Origin of the sequence: Miniimonas arenae (assembly GCF_006351005.1) — a bacterium.
Classification (GTDB): domain Bacteria; phylum Actinomycetota; class Actinomycetes; order Actinomycetales; family Beutenbergiaceae; genus Miniimonas; species Miniimonas arenae.
Window position 1 is genome coordinate 1 of the sequence record NZ_VENP01000100.1, and the last position, 3,475, is coordinate 3,475.

The 3,475-nt window shown below is 73.7% G+C and carries 2 protein-coding genes; one reads left to right on the plus strand and one right to left on the minus strand.

Translation table 11 applies throughout. From position 1 onward, the window contains the following. A partial coding sequence (locus FH969_RS14630; protein ID WP_139987920.1) for a zinc-binding dehydrogenase occupies positions 1-290 on the plus strand: 290 nt, incomplete at its 5' end. A 32-nt stretch (positions 291-322) separates the two neighbouring features. Here FH969_RS14630 and pcrA read toward each other — a convergent pair. Then, positions 323-2,968 carry a DNA helicase PcrA gene (pcrA, locus tag FH969_RS14635; protein ID WP_139987922.1) on the minus strand — a complete coding sequence of 882 codons (2,646 nt, stop codon included), beginning with the start codon at positions 2,966-2,968 and terminating at the stop codon, positions 323-325. Positions 2,969-3,475: the final 507 nt, after the last annotated feature.

The window sequence follows — 3,475 nt, forward strand, 5'->3', positions numbered from 1 at the left end:
CGTTCCCGCAGGCGCTGTACTCCCTCCGCCGCGGCGGCACGCTCTGCCTGAACGGCCTGCCGCCGGACAGCTTCCCGCTGGACATCTTCTCCGTGGTGCTCAACGGGTGGACGGTGCGCGGATCGATCGTGGGCACCCGCCGCGACATGGAGGAGGCGATCGACTTCTTCGCGCGCGGACTCGTGCGGCCCACCTTCACGACCCGCCCGATCGGCGACATCAACGACATCTTCGACGAGATGCTCGCCGGCGGGATCGACGGTCGCATCGTGCTGGACCTCGCCCGCTGACGCCCTGCCCGCCCGAGGCCCGACGTCGAGAGCTACAGCTTCGTGACCGGCGAGTACCGCAGCAGCAGCCGCTTGGTCCCGGCGCCGCCGAAGTCGATCTTGGCCACGGAGCTCGCACCGGCGCCCTCGAGCGCGACGACGGTGCCCAGCCCGTAGGAGTCGTGCGTGACGCGGTCCCCGACGGCGAGACTCGGCACGTCGGCGGCCGCGCCGCCGCGTTCGCTCACCCCGCGCGCCCCGCCGCCGGTGCCGGCGCCCACCCCGCCGTCCGCACGCGTGCGGGGTCCGGTCCCACCACGCTCGCCGCGCGAACCGGACCCGAACGCGGGGGCGAAGTCGCCGTCGCCGTCGTGGTCGCCACCCCGGCTGCGCCCTCCGTGCCCGGCAGCCCACCCGCGCCGCATGGCCTCGGTGGCGGACTCCTCCCGGCGCCACTCGAGCGACTCGCGCGGGATGTCGTCGATGAACCGAGACGCCGGCAGCTGGTTCGGGACGCCGAAGGAGGTGCGCACGGCCGCGCGCGTGAGGTACAGCCTCTGCCGCGCGCGGGTGAGCGCGACGTACGCCAGGCGGCGCTCCTCGCTCAGCTCCTCGGGGTCGGCGAGCGAGCGCTGGTGCGGGAAGGTGCCGTCCTCCAGGCCGGTGACGAACACCACCGGGAACTCCAGGCCCTTCGCGGTGTGCACCGTCATGAGCGTGACCACGCCGCGCCCGCCGTCGTCGAGCGGGATCTGGTCCGCGTCGGCGACGAGCGACACCCGCTCGAGGAAGTCCACGAGCGTCCCGTCGGGGGCGGCGTCGCGGAACTCGGCCGCGACCGCGTGCAGCTCGGCGAGGTTCTCCACCCGCGAGGCGTCCTGCGGGTCGTCGGAGGCCCGCAGCTCGGCGAGGTAGCCGGACCGGTCGAGCGCGGCGTCGAGGATCTCGGCGGGCGAGCTGCCGCCGTCGACCATCGCCCGCAGACCGGCGAGCAGCTCCGCGAACCTGGCGACCGCCGTCGCCGCCCGCGTCGGCAGGCCGACCTCCTCGTGGCGCTCCACCGCGGCGGCGAAGGAGATCCGCTCGCGCTCGGCGAACCAGGCGAGCTGGCCCTCGGTGCGGTCACCGAGTCCGCGCTTCGGCACGTTGAGGATGCGGCGCACGTTGACGGCGTCGTCCGGGTTCGCGACGGCGTGCAGGTACGCGATGGCGTCCTTGATCTCGCGGCGCTCGTAGAAGCGGGTGCCGCCGACCACCTTGTAGGGGATGCCAGCCCGGATCAGCACCTCCTCGAGCGACCGGGACTGCGCGTTCGTGCGGTAGAAGACGGCGACGTCGCCGGGCTTGACGCCGTCGGAGTCGCCGAGCCGGTCGATCTCGTCGGCGACGAACCGCGACTCGTCGTGGTCGGAGTCCGCGACGTACCCCACGATGCGCGGGCCCGCGCCCTCCGCGGTCCACAGGTTCTTCGCCCGCCGCCCGCTGTTGCGCGCGATCACCGCGTTGGCGGCGTTGAGGATGTTCTGGGTCGAGCGGTAGTTCTGCTCGAGCAGGATCGTCCGGGCGTCGGGGTAGTCCTCCTCGAACTCGAGGATGTTGCGGATGGTCGCGCCGCGGAAGGCGTAGATGGACTGGTCGGCGTCGCCGACGACGGTGAGCTGCGCGGGCGGGAGCGCCGCGCCGGGCGCGCCGCCCTGCTCGCTCGTCTCGTCCACGGCGGCCCAGTCCGCCTGGGCGCGCTCGCGCACGTCCCAGCCCTCGCTCGCCACGCCGGCGAGCTCACGCACGAGCACGTACTGCGCGTGGTTGGTGTCCTGGTACTCGTCGACGAGCACGTGGCGGAAGCGTCGCCGGTAGCTCTCGCGGATGGCGGGGAAGGTACGCAGCAGGTGCACGGTCCGACCGATGAGGTCGTCGAAGTCGAGGGCGTGCGCCTGCTGGAGGCGCTGCGTGTAGGAGCGGTAGGCCGAGGCGAGCGCCTGGTCGAAGGCGTTGGAGTCGCTCACCGTCGCCGCGAAGTCCTCGGCGTCGATGAGCTCGTTCTTGAGGTCGGACACCTTGTGGCTGAACGCCTTCGGCGGATACCTCTTCGGGTCGAGGTCGAGCGAGCGGCAGACGAGCTGCATGAGGCGCTGGGAGTCGGCGGCGTCGTAGATGGAGAAGCTCGACCGCATCCCGAGCGCCGCGTGCTCGCGCCGGAGGATGCGCACGCACGCGGAGTGGAAGGTCGACACCCACATCGTGCGCGCCGCGGGGCCCACGAGCTGCTCGACCCGCTCGCGCATCTCGGCAGCGGCCTTGTTGGTGAACGTGATGGCGAGGATCTCTCCGGGCCGCGCCTCGCGGGTGGCGAGCAGGTGCGCGATGCGGTGGGTCAGCACGCGGGTCTTGCCCGAGCCGGCGCCGGCGACGATGAGCAGGGGCCCGCCCCGGTGCTCCACCGCGGCTCGCTGCTGGGGGTTGAGCCCCTCGACCAGGTCCTCCGGAGACGGACGACGGCGAGCATCACCCGGGTGCGCAGGCTCGCCCTCGCGGGCGCTTGCCACCGGGCGCCTGCCCGCCAGCTCGCCCGCGTGCTCCTCGGTCCCGTCCGGAGGGCTGGCGTCTCGGCCGGCGGGGACGATGCCGGGCAGGGCGGCGCCCGGCGCGGTCACGCCGCGTCCGCCGGGCAGGGGGAGGTTCTCGAAGAGCGTGGTCATGTCGGTCCCAGGGTAGGCGCCGCCGCCGACACCCGCGCTCCCCCGCCGCTCACTGCGCGCACAGGCTCAGCGGTGCCGCTCGCCGCTCGCACCAGACCCGCGGCGCCGCTCGCCGCGTGCACAGTCCCAGCACCGCCGCCGCTCGCCGCACGCACCAGCCCCGTGGCGCCGCTCGCGGCATGCACCAGCCAGACGACCATCCGGGAGACCGCTGAGACGACCCTCGTCATCAGCCGCTCCGATGACGAGGAGCCCACCTCCACCCCCTTCGTCGATGCGGTCGGTCGCGCTCTCACCACAGGGCAGGCTTGCCCCCGGGCAGTCCTCCGCCAGGAGCCGCGCCACCGCCGGTTCCGCCGCTGGGCGGGGCTCCGCCAGGAGTTGCGCCACCTCGTGCGCCACAACCGCTGGACCCGCTGCCACCGCCTCGTCCGCCGCCGGGTCCGTCGTCGCTCGATCCGTTGGTGGGCGGAGTTCTCCCCACGCCGGTGGGTCGGCGTTTCGGGA

What these genes read in the sequence shown, in the direction of transcription:
- pcrA (WP_139987922.1), bottom strand. Translation starts at nt 2,968, where the DNA reads ATGACCACGCTCTTCGAGAACCTCCCCCTGCCCGGCGGACGCGGCGTG.